This is a genomic window from Streptomyces brasiliensis (genome assembly GCF_014647875.1).
Classification (GTDB): domain Bacteria; phylum Actinomycetota; class Actinomycetes; order Streptomycetales; family Streptomycetaceae; genus Streptomyces; species Streptomyces brasiliensis.
Map to the genome: position 1 here is coordinate 78,690 of NZ_BMQA01000005.1, position 20,627 is coordinate 99,316.

Consider the following 20,627-nt stretch of genomic DNA (forward strand, 5'->3'; position numbering starts at 1 on the left):
CCATGGAGCGGGGTGCTGATTGTCACGTCCGTAAAAGAGCGGATCGCAGCCTGTTTGTCATATAGACGGGTGTTAGCTTTCTGAGCTGACCTCGACACGGAAACGGGAGCGACGACCCATGGGGCGAGCGGAAGAGAGACGAGCGCGACAGCGCGGCGGCCACCGCGCCGCGCCCGGGAACCGCTCGGCGGGGTCCGGCAAGAGCGGCATACGCAGGCTCTTCACCTGGAAGAAGATCCTCGGCACGTTCCTCGGCGTGTGCCTGCTCGGCATCGGCTCCTTCATCGTGCTGTACCTGGTGGTCGACGTCCCCCAGGGCAACACGGCCGCCCAGCGCCAGAGCAACGTCTACAAGTACAGCGACGGTACGATCCTGGCCCGCAAGGGCGAGGTCAACCGCGAGATCGTGGACCTGTCCAGGGTGCCGAAAAAGGTACAGCTCACCTTTGTCGCGGCCGAGAACAAGACCTTCTACAAGGACGCCGGCGTCGACTTCAAGGGCACCGCGCGCGGCCTGATCAACACGCTGTCCGGCAAGGGCAAGCAGGGTGGTTCGACGATCACCCAGCAGTACGTCAAGAACTACTACCTCAACCAGGACCAGACCGTCACGCGCAAGCTGAAGGAACTGGTCATCTCGTTGAAGGTGGACCGCCAGAAGTCCAAGGACGACATCCTCGCGGGCTACATCAACACCAGCTACTACGGCCGCGGTGCCTACGGCATCCAGGCCGCCGCGCAGGCCTACTACCGGGTCGACGCGCAGGACCTCACGGTCGAGCAGGGCGCGTACCTCGCCGCACTGCTCCAGGCGCCGAGCCAGTACGACTGGGCCGTGGCCTCCGCGACCGGCAAGAAGCTGGTCCAGGACCGCTGGAACTACGTCCTGAACAACATGGTCGAGGAGGGCTGGCTGACCCAGGCCGAGCGCGGCGCCATGAAGTTCCCGGTGCCACTGGCGCCGAAGGGAGCGCCCGGCCTGGAGGGCCAGAAGGGCTACCTGGTCGACCTCGCCAACAAGCAGCTCGAGCAGCAGCTGATGGACCAGGAGGGCCTCACGGCGTCCCAGGCGGAGACCGCGGTGGTCGACCAGGGCTGGACCATCACCCTGAACATCGACCGGAAGAAGCAGGCGCAGCTGGAGAACGCGGTCAAGACCGAGCTGACCAGCAAGCTGGAGCCGAAGCAGCGCAGAGCCGACGCGAACGTGCAGGCCGGTGCCGTCTCGGTCGATCCCAGGACGGGAAAGATCGTCGCGCTGTACGGCGGCAAGGACTACTACAAGCACTTCGTCAGCAACGCGACCCGCCGGGACTACCAGCCCGCCTCGACGTTCAAGCCGGTGATCCTCGCCGCGGCCATGGAGACCGAGGCCAAGACCCAGCAGGGCAAGCCGATCGACCCCGACACCGTCTACGACGGCACGAGCGGCCGAGACGCCGTGGACAACGGCCGGAAGGTCGGCTTCCACCCGCCCAACGAGGACGACGTCAGCTACGGCGACATCACGGTCCAGACGGCCATGAACAAGTCCGTCAACTCCGTCTTCGCCCAGATGGGCATCGACGTCGGCATGGACAAGGTCATGGGCACCGCCAAGGACCTGGGTATGGACACCAAGGGCATGCAGGCGGTGCCGGCGCAGACCCTGGGCTCCATGGGCGCGAGCCCGCTGGAGATGGCCGGGATCTACGCCACCTTCGACAACCACGGCAAGAAGGTCACGCCGTCGCTCCTCAAGTCGGCGGAGAAGAAGGACCGCAGCGTCGAGATCCCGGACCCGATCGGCGACCAGGTGATCAGCCGTACGGCCGCGGACACGGTGACATCGGTCCTGACGGGCGTGGTCGACGACGGTACGGCGAAGGTGTCGGTGGCCGACAACCCGCTGCGCAACGGCCAGCAGGTGGCGGGCAAGACCGGTACGTCCGACTGCAACCGTTCGGCCTGGTTCACCGGCTACACACCGGACCTGGTCACCTCGGTGGGCCTGTTCGGCGAGGCGGCCAAGGCCGGGGGCACGGGCTGCGACAAGGAGAAGATCAAGCAGTACTCGCACGTCTCCCTGCAGGGCGCCCTGGGCGGCGGCCGCGTGAACGGTGGCGGCCCGCCGGCGCAGATCTGGGCGGCGTACACCTTCGGTGTCACGGAGAAGACGAAGTTCGACCTGGACACGACGCAGGGCGCGGCGGTGGAGCCGACGGAGACCCCGACATCGGCCCCGCCGACCTCGCAAGCGCCGTCGGAGACGCCGACGTCGGAGGCACCCACGACCGAGCCCCCGACGGAAACCCCGAGTCAGACCCCGACGACGGAGCCGCCGTCCCAGACCCCGACGACCAGGGTCCCGACACCGCCCACGCAGACACCGACGGGCGGGACAACCCTGGACCCGGTGGAACCGAACCTGGAGCAGTAGGCCGGCGCCCCGCAAGGGGCGCCGGGCTGTGCCGACCTGCGGCTCCGCCGCGTGGGCGCGACCAACCACAACGGACGCGCCCACGACCTGACCTGCCCGAACTCAACCCCCGTTGATCTCGTGGGCGATACGGTCGCCCAACACCTTGTCGATGTTCCGCCAGTACTGCAGCGCGCGATCGACCACCGGCCGGGACACGCCCTGCTTCAGGTGCCCACTCACGTTGGACACCAGCCGATCACGCGCGGCGTCGTCGAGGACCTCGCGGACCATCGTCCCCGGCTGCCCCCAGTCGTCGTCCTCGGCGTGCAAGGCGTAGGCCTCCCGGACCATCTCGCCCGCCGTCTGCCACCCGGCGACGTCCCCGAACCGTCCGACGTCCGCCGCCGGACCGCCGTACGAGTTCGGCGCGTACACGGCACCCGTGTTCGCCGCCTCGTACCGCATCGGCCCGTCCTTCGCGTACGAGTTCACCGGCGAGTGAGCGCGGTTCGGCGGGAGCTGGGCGTAGTTGGGGCCGATCCGGTAGCGGTGGGTGTCCGGGTAGGAGAACAGGCGGCCGAGCAGCATCTTGTCCGGGGACGGGCCGATGCCCGGCACCATGTTGGACGGCTCGAACGCGGCCTGCTCGATGTGGACGAAGTAGTTGTCCGGATTCCTGTCCAGGGTCATCCGGCCGACCTCGATCAGCGGGTAGTCGCCGTGCGGCCACACCTTGGTCAGGTCGAACGGGTTGAACCGGTAGTCGGGCGCGTCCTCGAACGGCATGACCTGCACGTACATCGTCCAGCTCGGCGCGTTCCCGGACTTGATCGACTCGTACAGGTCGCGGCGGTGGACGTCGCCGTCCGTGCCGGCCAGCTCATCCGCCTCGGCCTGGGTGAGGAAGTCGATGCCCTGGTCCGTCTTGATGTGGTACTTGACCCAGAACCTCTCACCGCCCCCGTTGACCCACATATAGGTGTGGGACGAGTAGCCGTTCATGTTGCGGTACGTCTTCGGGATGCCGCGGTCGCCCATCAGCCACGTCACCATGTGCGCGGACTCGGGGGACAGGGTCCAGAAGTCCCACTGCATGTCGTTGCTTCGCAGTCCGGTCGCCGGATGGCGCTTCTGCGAGCGGATGAAGTCCTGGAACTTCTGCGCGTCGCGGACGAAGAAGATCGGCGTGTTGTTGCCGACCAGGTCGTAGTTGCCGTACTCCGTGTAGAACTTCAGCGCGAAACCGCGCGGGTCGCGCCAGGTGTCGGGGGAGCCCTGCTCGCCCGCGACCGTCGAGAAGCGCGCCAGCATCTCCGTGCGCTTCCCGGGCTGGAACAGGTCGGCCTTGGTGAATTGACTGACGTCATTGGTGACTTCGAAGAAGCCGTACGCTCCCGAGCCCTTCGCGTGGACCACCCGCTCGGGGACCCGTTCGCGGTTGAACTGGGCCATCTTCTCGATCAGGTAGTGGTCCTGGAGCAGGACCGGTCCGTCGGATCCGACGGTGAGCGAGTGTTCGTCGCTCTCCACCGGGATCCCGGCGTTGTTGGTCGTGTAGGGGACCTGCTGGGGTGCCTGCGTCACGAGCGTCCTCCCTCGTGCACGTGGGTGTTTCGCTCACCCCAGCAAGTCAACGCCGCTGCCGGGACATCGGCAACATTTGGACCGGGTCTAACTTCGGTTCAGCTCGAACCAGACCACCTTCCCGGTGCTCAGTCGTGTCGCGCCCCACCGTCTGGCCAGCTTGTTCACCAGGTACAGACCGCGCCCGCCCTCGTCGGTCGCCCGCGCCTGCCTGAGCCGCGGCAGCTGCGGCACGTCGTCACCGACCTCGCAGCGCAGCACGTCCGTCCGCAGCAGACGCAGCGTGACCGGCCGCGACGCATAGCGCACGGCGTTCGTCACGACCTCGCTGACAAGGAGCTCGACCGAGTCGCTGAGCTCTTCGAGGCCCCAGCGGGACAGCGCGCGCCGGGCCAGCCGACGGGCCCGGCCGGGCGCAGCGTCCTCCGGTTCCAGGAACCAGTACGCCACGTCGCTCGGCGCGATCCCGTCGAAGCGGGCGGCGAGCAGCGCGATGTCGTCGTCCCGGTCGCCCGGACCGAGCATGTCGAGTACCTCGTCGCACAGCGCCTCGAGCGGCGGCGGGTGATCGGGGCCGGTGAGCTGCGCGGTCGCGGCGAGCTTCTCGCGCAGCTGCTCTATACCGGTCCACACGTCCCGCAGCCGGGACTCGACCAGGCCGTCCGTGTAGAGGAGCAGTGTGGCCCCGGCGGGCGCGTCCAGCTCGACGGCCTCGAAGTCCACTCCGCCGACGCCGATGGGCGCGCCCGCCGGCACCCGCAGCACCTCGGCATGGCCGCCCAGGTGCAGCAGGACCGGCGGCGGATGGCCGGCGTTGGCGATGGTGATGCGGTGCGAGACCGGGTCGTAGACGGCGTAGAGGCAGGTCGCCATGCGGTCGGTGCCCAGGCGCTGGGCCTGCTCGTCGAGGTGGTGCAGCACCTCCTGCGGGGGCAGGTCGAGCCCGGCCAGGGTCTGCGCTGTGGTGCGCAGCTGGCCCATGATCGCGGCGGAGGTCATGGAGTGGCCCATGACGTCGCCGACGACCAGCGCGACCCGGCTGCCCGGCAGCGGGATGGCGTCGTACCAGTCGCCGCCCACCCGGGCCGTCTCGGCCGCGGGGAGGTAGCGGCTGGCCAGCCGCACGCCCGTGGGCCGCGGCAGGGTCTCGGGGAGCATCGTGCGCTGCAGCTCGTCGGCGATGTAAGCCTCGCGACCGTAGAGCACCGCCTTGTCGATGCCGAGCGCGCTGTGCGTGGCCAGCTGGGCGGCGACCAGCAGGTCGTCCGCCTCGAAGGCCAGGCGCTCGGGGCGGCGCAGGAACAGCGCGGCGCCGATCACCCGGCGGCGGCCCCGCAGCGGCGCGAGGATCGCGTGCTGACCGCCGGGTACCACCGACTCGCCGCCCTCGCCGAGGAGTTCGGGCAGCGCGGCCCGCGCGGCGGGCGCGTCCGCGAACACCGGCCGTACGCCGCGCAGCACCTCGTTGAGCGCGCCGCCGGGCCGCACCTCGCACCGCTCGGCCGTCAGCGCGGACAGCCCCGACAGCTCCGACGCGTCGGGCTCAGGCGCCGGGACGGGCAGGAAGCCGCCCTCGGTGTCACGATCCTCCGGGATCCGGTCGGTGCGGCGCAGCCGCAGCACCACGGGCCCGGTGGGGCGCTCGTCGCCGACCGGCAGCGGGTCGCGCAGATACACCAGGATCGCGTCCGAGAAGGTCGGCACGGTGGCCCGGCACAGGCCCATGACGATCTCGTCGAGGTCGATACCGCGGGCGATCCGCCGGGTCGCGGCGCCCACGAACCGCAGCCGGTCGCCGTCCCGCCGCATCGGCATCGGCCGGCCGGGCGGCAGACCCCGTCCGGTACGGCGCTCCGGCGCGCCCTGGGTCCGCTCCTGCTCGGCACCCGGCTGGGGCGGGATCGCCTCCGGCGCGGGAGCGGGGCGCGGGCGATGGGTGTCGGGCTCGGCGGCGGCCGGCTGGGAGTGCTCGGGGCCGTTGACTGGGGGCTCCTTCCCCTTGCCGCTGGGCGCGCTCTTACCCGGCGCGGGCGTCTCGCCGGTACGGGCCTGTGCGGGTAAAGCGGTGCCGAGCGGCTTCGAGGTACGCAACAGCGCCCCGCGGGGATCCGCGGGGTCGGCGCCCGGCTGAGGGCGTTCGTAGGAGGTGGGGTGCTCCGTCACGCGTGTCGCATCCGTCCGTCCGGGGCTGCGTGCCCTGCACGCAGTTCGTCCCGCAGGAGTCCCGATACCCGGAATATGTACCCCAGGAACGGAATTCCCGCGTGGTCAGAGGCTGTTCCTGTGTCACCGGGGAACCGTCTGCGGCTCGTGCCGGTGTTGCCCTCGTACCCCTCGCTCACGTCCTGCCGCCCCTCGGTGACGTTCGGTCAAGCCCGGCACTGGATCCGGGAGTTGTGGCTGCGCCCTTGCGGAGGACGATCCTACGGTTGTGGACCGGGGGCGCATCAAGGGTCTCATGAGGACACGTGCGCGGGCGTACGGTCCCAGTCCTTCGGCAGCGACGGTACCGCCCAGGCCGGGTCCGGGCGCCAGTGCTGCCAATCCTGTGAGAAAGGCGGCTCCCACGCGCGGATCGCCGCCACCGCCGAGCCGCCCGCCTCCCGGACACGTCCGGCGAGCGCCGCGTCCATCAGACCGTCCCGCTGGGCCTGCGCGAACTCGTCCTCGTCGCGCCAGTGCCAACTGCGGTCCGGGTGCACGGAGATGTCCAGAAAATGGTCCTCGGAGTCGACCCCGCCGTGCCAACGGGCCAGCGGCTCCTCAAGGTTGACGTACCAGTTCTTGAACTGCCAGCCCGGCTCCCAGAACAGCCACACCGACCACGGCTGGCCCGGCCGGGCCAGCTTCAGCACGCCGGTGCCGAACCAGTGGTCGAGCTGCACGCTGCGCGGCTTGGTGTAGCGGGACTCCAGCGGCTCGACGTGCACCGGCGTGCCGTCGGCCAGCACCGGTTTCACGCACTCGGTGCCCGGTGCCAGCCATACGGCGAGCAGGTCGGCGTCGTCGCGGACGACCGTGACCGGTCGGGCGATGTGGAAGCGCTCGCCGGCGTTCTGCCGGTACCGCCACAGGATGTGGGTCCCGGGCGCCCAGAAGCCCGTAGGACCGATCGCCTCCCGGCGCTGTTCCACGCGTCTCATCGCTCCACCGTCGGCCATGCACAGATATTAGGTGCCGTAGGCATACGACGCTGCTGTGCTCGTCACGGTTCTCGCCCGCGCCGGGAATCGTTCACATCGGTCAGGGGCGTGTCATACGCAGGACGTCCAGCGCCTCGTCCAGCTGCTCCACGGTGAGGTCGCCGCGCTCCACGTACCCGCCCTCCAGGACCACCTGACGGATCGTCTTCCGCTGCGCAAGGGCCTTCTTGGCCACCTTGGCGGCCTCCTCGTACCCGATGTACTTGTTCAGCGGTGTGACCACGGACGGCGACGACTCGGCGTACTCGCGGGCGCGTTCGCGGTTCGCGGTGATGCCGTCCACCGTGCGGTCGGCGAGCAGCCGGGACACGTTGGCGAGCAGCCGTACGGACTCCAGGACGTTGCGGGCGATCACCGGCAGCATGACGTTGAGCTCGAAGTTGCCCGCGGCGCCCGCGGTGGCGATGGTCACGTCGTTGCCGATGACCTGCGCGCCGACCATCAGGACGGCTTCCGGGATGACCGGGTTGACCTTGCCCGGCATGATCGAGGAACCCGGCTGGAGGTCGGGCAGCTGGATCTCGGAGAGCCCGGTGCGCGGTCCGGAGGACATCCAGCGCAGATCGTTGGCGATCTTCGTCAGCCCGACGGCGATGGTCCGCAACTGCCCGCTGGTCTCGACGATCCCGTCCCGGGCGCCCTGCGCCTCGAAGTGGTTGCGCGCCTCCGTGAGCGGCAGCCCCGTGACCCGCGCGACCTCCTCGATGACGGCCGCGGAGAAGCCGGGCGGGGTGTTGATGCCGGTGCCCACGGCGGTGCCACCGAGCGGCAGTTCGGCGAGCCGGGGCAGTGAGGCCCGCAGCCGCTCGACCCCGTACCGCACCTGTGCCGCGTACCCGCCGAACTCCTGCCCCAGCGTCACGGGCGTCGCGTCCATGAGGTGGGTCCGCCCGGACTTCACGACGTCGGCGAACTCCTCGCTCTTGCGTTCCAGAGCCTCCGCGAGATGCTCGAGGGCCGGAACGAGATCACGGCTGACGGCCGCGGTGGCGGCGATGTGAATGGACGAGGGAAAGACGTCGTTGGACGACTGCGAGGCGTTGACGTGGTCGTTCGGGTGTACATCCCGACCGAGCCGCTCGCTCGCCAGCGTGGCGATCACCTCGTTGGTGTTCATGTTGGACGAGGTCCCGGACCCCGTCTGGAACACGTCGATGGGGAAGTGCGCGTCCCACGCCCCCTCGGCGACCTCCGCCGCCGCGTCCTGGATCGCCTCCGCGACGTCCTTGTCGAGCACTCCCAGCTCGGCGTTCACCTTCGCGGCGGCCGCCTTGATCCGGGCCAGCGCCTCGATGTGCGCCCGCTCGATGCGCTGCCCGGAGATGGGAAAGTTCTCCACCGCGCGCTGGGTCTGCGCCCGCCACTTGGCGTCCACGGGAACCCGCACCTCACCCATCGAGTCGTGCTCGATCCGAAACGCCTGCTCCTGCTGACCGTCGGCCACAGCCGATCACCTCCGTCCACCACAGCACGGCCGTTACGGAGGCTATTCCTGCCATTCGCTGTGACGGGGGCGACGGCCGACGCTCCGGGCGCCGCTCGATTTCAGCCGACTGACCCCGCACACGAAGGAGCCCCGGGCGACAGCGCCCGGGGCCCTCATTCCGGTCCTCGCCGGGTCAGGCCAGCCCGGGGCCCCGTACCGGAATCGTCGTGAACGTCGGCTGCGGGGCGGGGTCCTGGAAGAAGTCGTTGCCCTTGTCGTCCACCACGATGAACGCCGGGAAGTCCTCGACCTCGATCTTCCAGACCGCCTCCATGCCGAGCTCCTCGTACTCGACGACCTCGACCTTCTTGATGCAGTCCTGGGCGAGACGCGCGGCGGGACCGCCGATGGAGCCCAGGTAGAAGCCGCCGTGCGTGTCGCACGCGTCCGTGACCTGCTTGCTGCGGTTGCCCTTGGCGAGCATCACCTTGGAGCCGCCGGCCGCCTGGAACTGCTCCACGTACGAGTCCATGCGGCCGGCCGTGGTCGGACCGAAGGAACCGGACGCGTACCCCTCGGGCGTCTTGGCCGGACCCGCGTAGTACACCGGGTGGTCCTTGAGGTACTGCGGCATCTCCTCGCCCGCGTCCAGCCGCTCCTTGATCTTGGCGTGCGCGATGTCACGCGCCACGACCAGCGGACCGGTGAGGGACAGCCGGGTCTTCACCGGGTACCTGGTCAGCTCGGCGAGGATGTCGTCCATCGGCTGGTTGAGGTCGATGCGGACCACGTCGTCGCCGGAGGCGTCCAGGTGCTCGTCCGTCGTCTCCGGCAGGAACCGCGCCGGGTCCGTCTCCAGCTGCTCCAGGAAGACGCCCTCGGCGGTGATCTTCGCGACAGCCTGGCGGTCGGCGGAGCAGGACACCGCGATGGCCACCGGACAGGACGCGCCGTGCCGCGGCAGCCGGATCACGCGGACGTCGTGGCAGAAGTACTTGCCGCCGAACTGCGCGCCGATCCCGATCTTCTGCGTCAGCTCGAAGACCTTCTCCTCCAGCTCCTTGTCCCGGAAGCCGTGGCCGAGCGGCGAGCCCTCGGTGGGCGCGTTGTCCAGGTAGTGTGCGGAGGCGTACTTCGCGGTCTTCAGGGCGTACTCGGCCGACGTGCCGCCGACCACGATCGCCAGGTGGTACGGCGGGCAGGCGGCCGTACCGAGCGAACGGATCTTCTCCTCCAGGAACTTCATCATGGAGGCCTCGTTCAGGACGGCCTTCGTCTCCTGGTACAGGAACGACTTGTTGGCGGAGCCGCCGCCCTTCGCCATGAAGAGGAACTTGTAGGCGCCGCCGTCCGTCGCGTACAGCTCGATCTGCGCCGGGAGGTTGGAGCCGGTGTTCTTCTCCTCCCACATGGTCAGCGGAGCCATCTGCGAGTAGCGGAGGTTGAGCTTGGTGTAGGCGTCGTAGATGCCGTGGGACAGGGCCTTCTCGTCCTCACCCGAGGTGAGCACGTTCTGGCCGCGCTTGCCCATCACGATCGCCGTACCCGTGTCCTGGCACATGGGCAGCACGCCCGCCGCCGCGATGTTCGCGTTCTTCAGGAGGTCCAGCGCGACGAACTTGTCGTTCGACGACGCCTCGGGGTCGTCGATGATGCGCCGCAGCTGGGCGAGGTGGGCGGGCCGCAGATAGTGCTGGATGTCGTGGACGGCCTCCTCGGCGAGCTTGCGCAGCGCCTCGGGCTCCACCTTGAGGAACGTCCGCCCGTCGGCCTCGAAGGTGGAGACACCTTCGGAGGTCACCAGCCGGTAGGGGGTGGTGTCCTCTCCCTGGGGGAGCAGATCGGTATACGCGAACTCAGGCATCTCAGCCATTTCCTCACTCGACAGACAGCGGCTTGCCTCCATTGGCAGCGCCCACCAGCGTAGAACCTGCCCCCGACGGCGAACCTGTGAGGTAAGGCTCAGTTCGCGCCACGCGGCCGGGTACCACCCCTAGTCGCGATCTATCGCGTTTCGGTACGCTGCTGCCGTGGACCTTCAGAAGCACGCCCAGACCGAGCCGGCGGCGCCGCGCCTGTCCGAACTGCGCGCCTCGGACGCCGACCGTGACCGCATCGCCGACATCCTGCGCGAGGCTCTCGGCGAAGGGCGCCTCACCGCCGACGAGCACGCCGAGCGCGTGGAGGGGGTGCTGAACGCCAAGACGGTCGGAGAGCTGGAGGTCTTCATCCAGGACCTGCCCGCGGCCCACCAGCGCACCGCGGCCCCGGCCTACACCCCGGTGCCGCCCCGCCCGACGCCCGGCGCGATCCCGGTGGAGGCGGACGCCAACGTCGTCGCCGTGTTCAGCACCGCCAGCCGCAAGGGCCGCTGGCGCGCCGGCCGCCGGCTGCACGCGTACGCCGTGTTCGGCACCGTCGAGATCGACCTGAGCGAGGCGATCTTCGAGTACCAGCAGGTCGTGATCAAGGCGGTCGCCGTCTTCGGCGACGTGCAGATCCGCGTCCCGGAGAACGTGTCGCTGCGCGGCACCGGCGGCGGCGTGCTGGGCAACTTCGAGGTGGACACGCTGGATTCGGTCGATTCCGAGGCGCCCGTCGTGTACGTCGACGGGTTGGCCGTACTGGGCAATGTCGAGGCGCGCCCCCGGCGCCGCAAGCTCGTCGAGGACATCCTCGACCGCGTGCAGCAGAAGGTCGACCGCACGTTGCGCAAACATCTCGACCGCTGACGGTCGTGACTCCGGCCGGGTCCCGCGGTGGCGCCCGACGCGGCGGGTTGTGAACCGGCCGCCGCGTGCCCGCGGTACGGAACGCAGTGCATAGGCACGCGCACAACGGGTAGGGCTTGCTGCATCGTCTCTCGCTCGCGAAGCCGTCGTCAGGAGTAGACCGTGCTGCAACCGCCGCATTCGTCCCTGCAGGTAGCTGCCGTACCGGCCCAGCGGGGGCCGGCGCGAGACAGGGACCAAGACGCACCCTGGCACACCGAGGCGGTGTGCCGCCGCGACGAGGCCGGCCTCTTCTTCGCGCCCTCCAAGGAGCCGACGGCGGCCCGGCTGTCCCGCGAGGAGGCGGCCAAGCGCGTCTGCGCTCGCTGCCCGGTGATGGTCGAGTGCCGCGAGCACGCCCTGCTCCAGCCGGAGCCGTACGGCGTCTGGGGCGGCCTCACGGCGGCTGAGCGCCGAGTGGTCCTGGCCAGGCGCCGCCGCCGCGACCTGGAACTGAAGAAGGCGGCACGAGTGACGAACCGCATAGCGGCGGCGGGCTGACAAGGCCAGGCACATGTGATGGGGCGCCCCCTTCCGCACAAAAGGGGGCGCCCATTCACCTTTGGGTGAGTCGCTGTCTCACTTCGCGCGGTCGAAATCGATCGCGCTGTAGGCCCGCAACTTGCTCAGCCGATGCTCGGAGTCGATCCTCCGCACCGTCCCGGACCGGGACCGCATCACGATGGAATCGGTGGTCGCGGTCTCCGACCGATACCGGACTCCCCGGAGCAACTCCCCGTCCGTGATCCCGGTGGCCACGAAGAACACGTTCTCCCCGTTGACCAGATCCTCCGTGGTGAGCACACGATCGAGATCGTGTCCCGCGTCAACGGCCCGCGCACGCTCCTCGTCGTCCTTCGGCCACAGCTTCCCCTGGATCGTGCCGCCCAGGCACTTCACGGCGCAGGCCGAGATGATGCCCTCCGGCGTGCCGCCGATGCCGAGCAGCAGGTCGACGCCGGTGCCCTCGCGCAGCGCGTAGATCGAGCCGGCGACGTCGCCGTCCGAGATCAGCTTGATGCGCGCGCCGGCCTCCCGGATCTCCTTGATGATGCCCTCGTGCCGCGGGCGGTCGAGGATGACGACGGTGACGTCCTCGGGCGTGGACCGCTTGGCCTTGGCGACCCGGCGGATGTTGACGGACACGGGTGCGTCGATGTCGACGAAGTCCGCCGCCTCGGGGCCGGTGACCAGCTTGTCCATGTAGAACACGGCGGACGGGTCGAACATGGCGCCGCGCTCGGCGGCGGCGAGGACGGCGATGGCGTTCGGCATGCCCTTGGCCGTCAGGGTGGTCCCGTCGATCGGGTCGACGGCGATGTCGACCTCGGCGCCGGTGCCGTCACCGACGCGCTCCCCGTTGAAGAGCATCGGGGCCTCGTCCTTCTCGCCCTCGCCGATGACGACCACGCCGTTCATCGACACGGTGGAGACGAGGGTTCGCATCGCGCGCACCGCGGCACCGTCGGCGCCGATCTTGTCACCGCGGCCGACCCAGCGGCCCGCGGCCATCGCGGCGGCTTCGGTCACCCGGACGAGTTCGAGGGCGAGGTTGCGGTCGGGGGCTTCGGAGGGGACATCGAGCTCGGAGGGCAAGTGATGATGCTCGGTCATCGGAGCGCACCTTTCTGATACGACGACGGCCGGATGAGGGTTTCGTCCCGACTCTATCGTCAGGCAGGCAGAATGAGCAGGGGCCCCCACGGATGAGCGGGCCGGGCACCTGCGACGATAGGGGGCGTGGCAGGTTCGAAAGGCAAGCAGAAGACGGTCTGGGACATGATCCTTTCCCTGGGCCTGATCGGGATCGCGGCGGGCGTCGTCTACCTCTTCATCCCGCATGACGACCACGCTCCCGACATCAAGCGGGTGGACTACCGCGTGGAGCTCCTCACGGCCCGCCGTGCCGCGTCGTACCCGGTGGCCGCACCCGAGGGCCTGCCCGGCACCTGGAAGGCGACCTCGGTCCGCTTCGACGGCGCCGACTCCGACCGCTGGCACCTGGGCTTCCAGATCCCCGACGGTCAGTACGTGCAGATCGAGCAGTCGACTCAGAAGCGCTCCGATTTCATCGAGGACGCCAGCCAGGGCGCCAAGGCGACCAAGGCGACAGAGAAGATCGGCGACCGCACCTGGACCCGGTACACCGGCGGCCGCTACGACGCCCTCGTGCTCGAGGACACGCCCGGCTCCACGACGGTGGTGGCGGGTACGGCGCCCTTCGGCGAGCTGGTGAAGATGGCCGGGGCGCTGAAGTCGGCCTGACCACCTTCGACGTACGCCCGAGTCCCGGACGCACGAGAGGCCCCCGGCGTCGTTGCCGGGGGCCTCTCGTGTCCGACGGGTGACTCAGACGGTGGTGACGACCTCGTCGTACGCCAGACGCGGGAGGCGCGGGAACCAGGCGTCCGGGCCGGGGCGGCCGATGTTGACGACCATCAACGGGGTGTGGTCGTCGTCCAGGAACTCCTTGCGGACGCCCTCGAAGTCCAGGCCGCTCATCGGGCCGGCGGCCAGGCCGGCGGCGCGGACGCCGATGATGAAGTACGCGGCCTGGAGGGCGGCGTTCATGGCGGCGCTGTTCTCGCGCACGGCGCGGTCGCTGAAGACCGTGTCCTTGGCCTGCGGGAAGTGCGGGAAGAGCTGCGGCAGCTCCTCGTGGAACTCGTTGTCCGCGGAGAGGATCGCGACCAGCGGAGCGGAGGCGGTCTTCTGCCGGTTGCCCTCGGCCATGAGCTCGACGAGACGCTCGCGGGCCTCGGGGGAGCGGACCAGGGTGACGCGCAGCGGCGACTGGTTCATCGACGTGGGGCCGTACTTGATCAGGTCGTAGATCGCCTGGACCTGCTCGTCGGTCACCGGCTCGTCGGTGAAGGTGTTCGCAGTGCGGGCCTCGCGGAACAGCAGGTCCTGGGTGGTGGGGTCAAGAACGAGAGACATGCGTGAACTTCCTGGCTGTACGTGTCGGACCCGGCGGGCCGGATGTGCTGACAGCGAGGACCGTACGCCATGGATGTTCAATATTCAATTAAAAGCGGAGCGCGGTGACCCGCTTCACAGCCCGCCACGAGCGGTCACCGCGACGCCCCGGCGTCACCTGCCTCTTCTTCCCCCTCGCCCTCCTCCTCGGCGAGGGCCGCGTCCAGCCGGGCCCGCGCACCCTCCAGCCAGCGCCGGCACACCTTGGCCAGCTCCTCGCCACGCTCCCAGAGGGCCAGCGACTCCTCCAGGCTCGTCCCGCCCGCCTCCAGCCGCCGGACGACCTCGATCAGCTCGTCCCGCGCCTGCTCGTACGAGAGCGCCTCTTCCTGCACCTTGCCGGTCATTCCCTCACCCTAAGAGTCGACTCGTACCGAGCTGTGTTTTCCCGGGGGACAACCCCCGGACCCCCGGCCGGACCTGACTGGGCCACATCGTTCATTCGACCCGGACCACAGTGAATGTGCCCTCGGCGACCCGCGCCCGCAGCGTCTCGCCGTCCGTCACCTCGTCCGGGGCACGCACCACGTGCCCGTCCGCCTTCTGCAGCACCGCGTAGCCCCGCTCGAGCGTCGCCGCGGGGGACAGGGCGACCACGCGCGCGTGCGTGTGCGTCAGTTCCGAGTCGGCGCGGTCGAGGAGGTGGCCGAGCGTGCGCCGCGACCGCTCGACCAGCGCCGCGACCTGATCCGCGCGCTCGTCGAGCATCCGGTGCGGATCCTCCATCGAAGGCCGGGCCAGCGCATGGGCCAGCCCGCGCTCCTCTCGCTCCACGATCGCCTCCATGCACCGCCGCGCCCGGTCGCGCAGCATCCGCACCCGCTCGAACTCCTCGCCCACGTCCGGTACGACCTTCTTCGCGGCGTCGGTCGGCGTGGACGCGCGCAGGTCGGCGACGTGGTCGAGGAGCGGGTTGTCGGGCTCGTGACCGATGGCCGACACGACCGGCGTACGGCAGGCGGCGACCGCGCGGACGAGCTGCTCGTCCGAGAACGGCAGCAGGTCTTCGACGCTGCCGCCACCGCGCGCGACGATGATCACGTCCACGTCTTCCAGCTCGTCCAGCTCCTTCACGGCCTGTACGACCTGCGGCACGGCGTGCACGCCCTGCACGGGCACGTTGCGCACCTCGAAGCGGACGGCGGGCCAGCGGTGCCGGGCGTTCTCCAGCACGTCCCGCTCCGCGGCGGAGGCGCGTCCGCAGACGAGGCCGATGAGCTGGGGCAGGAACGGCAGGGGCTTCTTCCGCTCGGCCGCGAACAGCCCCTCCGCCGCCAGCGACTTCTTCAACTGCTCGAGCCGGGCGAGCAGTTCACCGACGCCGACCGGCCTTATCTCGGCGGCCCGCAGCGACAGCTGGCCGCGCGGGGCGTACCACTCGGGCTTCGCGAGCACGACGACGCGCGCGCCCTCACCGACGACGTCGGCGACGGCATCGAAGACCTGCCGGTAGCAGGTCACGCTCACCGAGATGTCGTACGACGGATCGCGCAACGTCAGGAACACGACCCCCGCACCCGGCCGCCGCGACAACTGAGTGATCTGCCCCTCGACCCACACGGCCCCGAGCCGATCGATCCACCCCCCGATCAGCCGAGAGACCTCCCCGACGGGCAGTGGAGCCTCGGGCGAGTTATTGACAGCCATGCCGGCGAGACTAACGGCAACCACCGACACCACCGCTCTCCCGCAGCGGATGCCGCCAGCCGCATGTCTGCACAGCTGCGGGCAGCCGCATACCTGCACCCGGCCGGCGCGGGTGAGCGAGACCCCCGGCACCGGTACCGGCCCGCGCCCCGGTCTTCCCGGGATCGTCACGCGGACGCGATCTTCGGCCCCCCGAACGCGGCCTTACGATGGGTCCCATGACCGCTTCGCCTGGCCGCCGCGTCCTGCTCGCCGCCCCCCGGGGCTACTGCGCGGGTGTGGACCGCGCCGTGATCGCCGTCGAGAAGGCCCTCGAGCAGTACGGGGCCCCGATCTATGTCCGGCACGAGATCGTCCACAACAAGTACGTCGTGCAGACCCTGGAGAAGAAGGGCGCCGTCTTCGTCGAGCGGACGGAGGAGGTGCCGCCGGGCAACATCGTGATGTTCTCGGCACACGGCGTGGCCCCTGTGGTCCACGAGGAGGCCGAGCGCGGCCGCCTCGCCACCATCGACGCCACCTGCCCGCTGGTCACCAAGGTCCACAAGGAAGCCGTCCGCTTCGCCAAGGAGGACTACGACATCCTCCTGATCGGGCACGAGGGCCACGAGGAGGTCATCGGCACCTCCGGCGAGGCCCCCGACCACATCCAACTGGTCGACGGCCCCTCGGACGTCGCCGAGGTCGAGGTCCGCGACCCCGCCAAGGTCGTCTGGCTGTCGCAGACCACCCTGTCCGTCGACGAGACGATGGAGACCGTCGACGCGCTCAAGGACAAGTTCCCGCAGCTGATCTCCCCGCCCAGCGACGACATCTGCTACGCCACGCAGAACCGCCAGCTCGCCGTGAAGCAGATGGGCGAGGAGGCGGACCTGGTCATCGTGGTCGGCTCCCGCAACTCCTCCAATTCCAAGCGGCTCGTCGAGGTCGCCAAGCTCGCCGGCGCCCGCGAGGCGTACCTGGTGGACTTCGCCGCCGAGATCGACGAGGCCTGGCTGGAGGGCGTGACCACGGTCGGCGTCACCTCCGGCGCCTCCGTCCCGGAGGTCCTGGTCGAGCAGGTCCTGGAATGGCTGGCCGAGCGTGGCTACGGCGACGTCGAGATCGTCAAGGCGGCCGAGGAGTCCATCACCTTCTCGCTGCCCAAGGAGCTCCGCCGCGACCTGCGCGAGGAGGCGGCCGCCCTGGCGGCCGAGCGCGGCGGCTCGGGTACGTCGGACGCATGAGTGTCCGTACGCCCGATGCGTGACTGTCAGTCGTACGACGTAACGTAGAGCCATGCAGATCTTCGGCGTGGACATCGGCGGATCCGGGATCAAGGGCGCGCCCGTGGACCTGGAGCGGGGAGACCTCGCGGAGGAGCGCTTCAAAGTGCTCACTCCGCACCCTGCGACGCCGGACGGAGTGGCCGACGGCGTGAAGGAGGTCGTCGAGCACTTCGGCTGGACGGGCAAGGTCGGCCTCACCTTCCCGGGCGTGGTGACGGGCGGATCCACCATCCGTACGGCCGCCAACGTGGACAAGAGCTGGATCGACCTGGACGCGCGCGCGTTGTTCAGGGAGCGGCTCGGCGGACACGAGGTGACGGTCGTCAACGACGCGGACGCGGCCGGCGTCGCCGAGATGAGTTTCGGCGCGGGCCGCGGCCGCAAGGGCACGGTCATCCTGCTGACGTTCGGCACGGGCATCGGCAGCGCCCTCTTCGTCGACGGCGTCCTCGTTCCGAACACCGAGCTGGGCCATCTGGAGCTGGGCGGCCACGACGCGGAGAAGCGGGCCTCCAGCAAGGTCAAGGAGGACGACGGCCTGTCGTGGGAGCACTGGGCGCGTCGCGTCCAGAAGTACCTCGCCCACGTCGAGAAGCTGTTCTCCCCCGAGTTGTTCATCATCGGCGGCGGGGTCAGCCGCAAGGCGGACAAGTTCCTGCCCCTCATCGAGGGCATCAGAGCCGAGATGGTCCCGGCGCAGCTGCAGAACAACGCGGGGATCGTGGGTGCGGCGATGCACGCGTCCGGGGACGGTAGGGCGGTCTAGGAGGCGGTGAGGCGTCGATTACGGCGCTTCACGAGCCGGATCCGGCGGACGAGCACGATCACGCCGGCGACGAGTGTCCCGCCGTAGAGCCACACGGCCTGTGTGGCGAGCGCTGTCACCAGACCCATCAGCCGGCCGGCGGTGCCACCGCCGGCGTCGGCGACGGGGAGCAGACCCACGGCGAAGGCGATCGGCACGATGATCGGTGCGGTCATCAGGTCGCTCCCGCGCACCCACAGTGCGGTCAGCACGCACACCGGCACGAACAGCACGCCGTACATCGTCAGGGACGCCCCGAACAGCAGTGCGTCGAGCAGGCCCAGCAACGACATCCCCACCGCGCAGAACAGACCCGCGCCGAGCCCGGTGAGCCGGGGGTTCGGCAACCGGCGCTCCGCCGGCACGAGACGTACCACCGGAGCCGTTGTTGGCGGCCGTACTCCCGCCGGACGGCGTCTCGCCTGCGGAGGCAGGGGTGCGGACGGGGTGCCGCGGCGCGGTCCGGGGTGCGGGGGGCGGGTCCTGGGTTGCTCCACTGGACCAACTTAGGTCGGCTTATGTGCCGAATCGGCCTTCAGACACGCCGTTGGGCGGAGCCTGGGCAAGGGTTCGACGCGGCCGCCCGGGCGGGGCCCGGCACGCCGTAAACTGGTGGATCGGCCGGTCCTCTGGCCCCCTGGCCCACTCCACATACGGGAAGTCGCAACGTGTCGCTCACGATCGGAATCGTCGGTCTGCCGAATGTCGGCAAGTCGACCCTGTTCAACGCCCTGACCAAGAACGACGTGCTGGCGGCCAACTACCCGTTCGCCACGATCGAGCCCAATGTCGGCGTGGTGGGCGTCCCCGACGCGCGGCTGACCAAGCTGTCCGAGATCTTCGGCTCGCAGCGCGTTCTCCCGGCGACGGTCGACTTCGTCGACATCGCGGGCATCGTGCGCGGCGCCTCCGAGGGCGAGGGTCTGGGCAACAAGTTCCTCGCGAACATCCGCGAGTCCGACGCGATCTGCCAGGTCATCCGGGCCTTCAAGGACGAGAACGTCGTGCACGTCGACGGCAAGGTCTCGCCGAAGGACGACATCGAGACGATCAACACCGAGCTGATCCTCGCCGACCTGCAGACCATCGAGAAGGTCCTGCCGCGCCTCCAGAAGGAGTCGCGCATCAAGAAGGACGTCGCTCCCAAGGTCACCGCGGTCGAGGCGGCGAAGGAGATCCTGGAGAAGGGCGACACACTCTTCACGCACGGCATCGTCCAGGGCAGCGAGCGCGCGGAGCTCCTGCACGACCTCCACCTGCTCACCACGAAGCCTTTCCTCTACGTCTTCAACGTCGACGAGGACGAGCTGACGGACGACACCTTCAAGGACGAACAGCGCGCCCTGGTCGCCCCCGCCGAGGCGATCTTCCTCAACGCCAAGCTCGAGGCGGACCTCGCCGAGCTGGACGAGGAGGACGCCATGGAGCTCCTGGAGTCGGTCGGCGCCGAGGAGCCGGGCCTCGCCACCCTCGCCCGCGTCGGCTTCGACACCCTCGGCCTCCAGACGTACCTCACGGCCGGCCCCAAGGAGGCCCGCGCCTGGACGATCAAGAAGGGCGCGACCGCCCCCGAGGCCGCCGGAGTCATCCACACGGACTTCCAGAAGGGCTTCATCAAGGCGGAGGTCATCTCCTTCACGGACCTGGTCGAAACAGGCTCGGTGCCGGAGGCCCGCGCGAAGGGCAAGGCCCGCATGGAGGGCAAGGACTACGTGATGCAGGACGGCGACGTGGTGGAGTTCCGCTTCAACGTCTAGTGCCCGATCCGGATGGCCCACTGACCTGGATTTCTGCAGGTCAGTGGGCTTTTGGCTGTCGGGAACCTGTACGTTGTGACATAACGGTCATGGCTCGGCTGTCTGGGGTGTCGTGGGCGACGTGACCCGCTTCCCCGCCCCGAAGTACCTGTGTTCGTGGGCCGGACTCACTCCGCGCCACCGCGAGTCCGACCTGAAGGTCACCCGCGGCCGGCTGACCAAGCAGGGCTCTAAACTGGTGCGCTGGGCGGCCGTCGAAGCCATCCAGCACGCCCCCGAGAACACCCCGATGCGCGCCCACAAGGACCGCATCGAGGCGCGCCGCGGCAGTCAGGCACGCAACCTCGCCAAAGCCGCCGCGGCCCGCAAGCTGCTCACCCTGGTCTACTACGGACTGCGCGACGGCGAAGTCCGCTGCCTGACCCGCGCGGACGAGGCGTGAACAGCAGCCGGACCACGACCGACGTGCGATCGCCGTTAGTTCTGGCCTCCGCACTGCGGCAAGGCCGTTTCTCTGATTGATTCCGTCGGTCGTGTGCCGAACGACACCATGCCGCACCGAGCATCACCAACACGGGCGCGGCGAAGGGATGAACGGCAGCCGGAGCGCCGCCAACTCAGCATCACACGTGGTGAAGAGCACACCCCACAACACCCGCCCGGCGGGGCCACAGCACACCACCCAGGAACGGGGACTACCCCGCTCCATGATTCAACACGGCCTCACACCGGATTCATCAGAGAAAACCCCGACACGCACGGCACTGGACCGGCCCCGCCCTTTGA

At 69.5% G+C, this 20,627-nt stretch carries 17 protein-coding genes and 1 pseudogene; 8 read left to right on the forward strand and 10 right to left on the reverse strand.

The annotated features are described in order from the left end of the window. Window positions 1-118: 118 nt before the first annotated feature. Complete coding sequence (locus IEZ19_RS09780; protein WP_189310717.1) at window positions 119-2,419, forward strand: transglycosylase domain-containing protein; 2,301 nt, start codon at window positions 119-121, stop codon at window positions 2,417-2,419. Window positions 2,420-2,521: 102 nt separating this feature from the next. Here IEZ19_RS09780 and IEZ19_RS09785 read toward each other — a convergent pair whose 3' ends face one another. The 5 genes from IEZ19_RS09785 to IEZ19_RS09805 form a co-directional block, all read right to left on the reverse strand. Then, window positions 2,522-3,985, reverse strand: a complete 1,464-nt coding sequence (locus IEZ19_RS09785; RefSeq protein ID WP_189310718.1) for a catalase — start codon at window positions 3,983-3,985, stop codon at window positions 2,522-2,524. 87 nt (window positions 3,986-4,072) lie between these two features. Continuing rightward, entirely contained in the window at window positions 4,073-6,148 is a 2,076-nt protein-coding gene (locus IEZ19_RS09790; RefSeq protein WP_189310719.1) for an ATP-binding SpoIIE family protein phosphatase, read from the reverse strand. Between the two features lie 293 nt (window positions 6,149-6,441). Continuing rightward, window positions 6,442-7,146 carry a cytidylyl-2-hydroxypropylphosphonate hydrolase gene (gene fomD, locus IEZ19_RS09795; protein ID WP_189310720.1) on the reverse strand — a complete coding sequence of 235 codons (705 nt, stop codon included), beginning with the start codon at window positions 7,144-7,146 and terminating at the stop codon, window positions 6,442-6,444. 82 nt (window positions 7,147-7,228) lie between these two features. Continuing rightward, window positions 7,229-8,632 carry a class II fumarate hydratase gene (locus IEZ19_RS09800; protein ID WP_189310721.1) on the reverse strand — a complete coding sequence of 468 codons (1,404 nt, stop codon included), beginning with the start codon at window positions 8,630-8,632 and terminating at the stop codon, window positions 7,229-7,231. 175 nt (window positions 8,633-8,807) lie between these two features. Next, window positions 8,808-10,487, reverse strand: coding sequence for a fumarate hydratase (locus IEZ19_RS09805; protein ID WP_189310722.1), 1,680 nt, complete (start codon window positions 10,485-10,487; stop codon window positions 8,808-8,810). Between the two features lie 157 nt (window positions 10,488-10,644). Between IEZ19_RS09805 and IEZ19_RS09810 the strand changes: the two genes are divergently transcribed. Both IEZ19_RS09810 and IEZ19_RS09815 read left to right on the forward strand, forming a co-directional pair. Next, window positions 10,645-11,346: a DUF1707 SHOCT-like domain-containing protein gene (locus IEZ19_RS09810; RefSeq protein ID WP_189310723.1), complete on the forward strand. Its 702-nt coding sequence runs from the start codon at window positions 10,645-10,647 to the stop codon at window positions 11,344-11,346. 162 nt (window positions 11,347-11,508) lie between these two features. Continuing rightward, on the forward strand, window positions 11,509-11,886 hold the full coding sequence (locus IEZ19_RS09815; protein ID WP_189310724.1) for a WhiB family transcriptional regulator: 378 nt from the start codon (window positions 11,509-11,511) through the stop codon (window positions 11,884-11,886). A 78-nt stretch (window positions 11,887-11,964) separates the two neighbouring features. Here the strand turns inward: IEZ19_RS09815 and glpX are convergent, their stop codons facing one another. Beyond that, on the reverse strand, window positions 11,965-12,999 hold the full coding sequence (gene glpX, locus IEZ19_RS09820; protein WP_189310725.1) for a class II fructose-bisphosphatase: 1,035 nt from the start codon (window positions 12,997-12,999) through the stop codon (window positions 11,965-11,967). A 126-nt stretch (window positions 13,000-13,125) separates the two neighbouring features. Here glpX and IEZ19_RS09825 point away from each other — a divergent pair, with 126 nt between their 5' ends. Continuing rightward, window positions 13,126-13,650, forward strand: a complete 525-nt coding sequence (locus tag IEZ19_RS09825) for a DUF4245 domain-containing protein (RefSeq protein WP_189310726.1) — start codon at window positions 13,126-13,128, stop codon at window positions 13,648-13,650. An 84-nt stretch (window positions 13,651-13,734) separates the two neighbouring features. Here IEZ19_RS09825 and IEZ19_RS09830 read toward each other — a convergent pair whose 3' ends face one another. The 3 genes from IEZ19_RS09830 to xseA form a co-directional block, all read right to left on the reverse strand. Continuing rightward, window positions 13,735-14,325, reverse strand: a complete 591-nt coding sequence (locus tag IEZ19_RS09830; protein WP_189310727.1) for a malonic semialdehyde reductase — start codon at window positions 14,323-14,325, stop codon at window positions 13,735-13,737. Between the two features lie 134 nt (window positions 14,326-14,459). Next, entirely contained in the window at window positions 14,460-14,711 is a 252-nt protein-coding gene (locus IEZ19_RS09835) for an exodeoxyribonuclease VII small subunit (protein ID WP_189310728.1), read from the reverse strand. A gap of 91 nt (window positions 14,712-14,802) precedes the next feature. Beyond that, window positions 14,803-16,011: an exodeoxyribonuclease VII large subunit gene (xseA, locus tag IEZ19_RS09840; protein WP_189310729.1), complete on the reverse strand. Its 1,209-nt coding sequence runs from the start codon at window positions 16,009-16,011 to the stop codon at window positions 14,803-14,805. A gap of 218 nt (window positions 16,012-16,229) precedes the next feature. On the opposite strand from xseA, the gene IEZ19_RS09845 reads away from it, so the two are divergent. Together IEZ19_RS09845 and ppgK are read left to right on the forward strand one after the other, a co-directional pair. Then, complete coding sequence (locus tag IEZ19_RS09845) at window positions 16,230-17,237, forward strand: 4-hydroxy-3-methylbut-2-enyl diphosphate reductase (RefSeq protein ID WP_189310730.1); 1,008 nt, start codon at window positions 16,230-16,232, stop codon at window positions 17,235-17,237. A gap of 52 nt (window positions 17,238-17,289) precedes the next feature. Beyond that, window positions 17,290-18,045 carry a polyphosphate--glucose phosphotransferase gene (gene ppgK, locus IEZ19_RS09850; RefSeq protein ID WP_189310731.1) on the forward strand — a complete coding sequence of 252 codons (756 nt, stop codon included), beginning with the start codon at window positions 17,290-17,292 and terminating at the stop codon, window positions 18,043-18,045. Here the strand turns inward: ppgK and IEZ19_RS09855 are convergent. Next, on the reverse strand, window positions 18,042-18,581 hold the full coding sequence (locus IEZ19_RS09855; RefSeq protein WP_189310732.1) for a DUF6542 domain-containing protein: 540 nt from the start codon (window positions 18,579-18,581) through the stop codon (window positions 18,042-18,044). The two genes, ppgK and IEZ19_RS09855, sit on opposite strands and share 4 nt — an antisense overlap. A 171-nt stretch (window positions 18,582-18,752) precedes the next feature. On the opposite strand from IEZ19_RS09855, the gene ychF reads away from it, so the two are divergent. Together ychF and IEZ19_RS09865 are read left to right on the forward strand one after the other, a co-directional pair. Further along, window positions 18,753-19,841: a redox-regulated ATPase YchF gene (gene ychF, locus IEZ19_RS09860; RefSeq protein ID WP_189310733.1), complete on the forward strand. Its 1,089-nt coding sequence runs from the start codon at window positions 18,753-18,755 to the stop codon at window positions 19,839-19,841. A gap of 109 nt (window positions 19,842-19,950) precedes the next feature. Continuing rightward, window positions 19,951-20,283: pseudogene (locus IEZ19_RS09865) on the forward strand (transposase); the annotation flags it as partial. Window positions 20,284-20,627 lie beyond the last annotated feature (344 nt).